The organism is Vibrio sp. 1557, from assembly GCF_033340175.1.
GTDB classification, from domain to species: Bacteria; Pseudomonadota; Gammaproteobacteria; order Enterobacterales; family Vibrionaceae; genus Vibrio; species Vibrio alginolyticus.
The window spans coordinates 1-1,347 of record NZ_JAWOVZ010000141.1 but is presented as its reverse complement, the minus strand read 5'-3'; the positions used below and the strand labels follow the sequence as shown (position 1 = coordinate 1,347).

Annotated in this window: 1 protein-coding gene; it reads right to left on the bottom strand. The window is 47.1% G+C overall.

Going from position 1 to position 1,347, the window contains the following annotated elements; all coding sequences use genetic code 11:
* Positions 1 to 398: 398 nt before the first annotated feature.
* Positions 399 to 1,347 (bottom strand): H(+)/Cl(-) exchange transporter ClcA (gene clcA / locus R7070_RS25325; protein WP_318141405.1); only part of this gene is annotated, 949 nt, incomplete at its 5' end.

The window sequence follows — 1,347 nt, the reverse complement described above, 5'->3', positions numbered from 1 at the left end:
TGAAACGAAAAGTGATGTTTAAAACCAAATTATCTTTGGCTGCTTTGCGTGTGAAAATCGCGAACGGCGTGGAATCAGATCGTTGATTCTCTTCATCTTAGTCTGCTGCTGCCTTGCATTGCGAAACGCAAATTTTCAACGCATGTTTTACGCAATTGTTGACTCATTTTGGCCTGTAATGGGCGGATTTGAGTGGAACAATTGCTCTATTTTATGGCGCGAATATTAACAAGTTTAACAGGCGATGACGCCTAAACATGATGGGTAAATATCAGAGAATGAGAATTTTGTGAGTTTGGTATCGAATATTTGCGAACTGTTGCAAAATTATAGAAATGCAGGCTCCAAACATTCGTGATACTTACAAGTAGGTTTGGAGCCGGAGTGCTTTAAGTTGCCTAGGAGGCCTGATTTTCAGGGAGATCTTGTTGACGTAGCTTGTCATTTTTAAGCGTACGATGCAGCAACTGGCTGTAAATAGGTTGTCCACCAAGCAACTGTGCGACAATCACCGCTCCTAGACAGGTAATGATTAGCGGAAGAATCAGATAGTAGTTGTTGGTCATTTCGATCACCAACAAAATACCAGTGATAGGCGCGCGAACTGTCGCAGCGAACAGCGCTCCCATTCCTGCAATCGCAAAGACGCCAGGTTCTATATCAAGCGTGGGCAACAGAACATCTGCGCTTGCGCCAAATGCGTATCCAAATAGTGTGCCCAGCGCGAGCAGTGGCGCGAAAATACCGCCTGGTGCGCCAGAGCCAAAGCAAAGCAAAGTTGTGACCACGCGACCAATAAACAGCAGCACTAAAATAGAGATCGAGTAGTTACCTGTTGTGACATCGGGAATAAGTGCAATGCCCCCGCCCGTTAATTGAGGTACGTAAAGTAACAGCAGACCAAATACGCCGCCCAAAATAGAGCCCGTGATCAGGTAACGCTTACGATCGTTTTTATGAATAGCAACAAAGCTGTCTTGCGCCACCGTAATCAGTTTGTTGAAAATCACGCCAAACACGCCAAACAGTGCGCCAAGTAATAGGAACAACCACAACGTTTGTAGCGCTGGGGATTGATATTGCGGCATGGTGATTACGGCGTCTTGACCATTGATGGCGCGGAACACAATGTTCGCCATAATGGCAGAAATGATCACGGCACGAATCGAGATGAGCGAGTAGCGAAACTGAGGTCGCATTTCCTCAACTACGAACATGATCCCCGCAAGCGGTGCATTAAAGGCCGCAGCCAAACCGCCAGCAGCACCAGAAGCGAGCAGGGAATGGCGGGTATCATCATCTTTAACGCGGAAAATATCGGTCACCATTCGACCTACAGCACCGCCC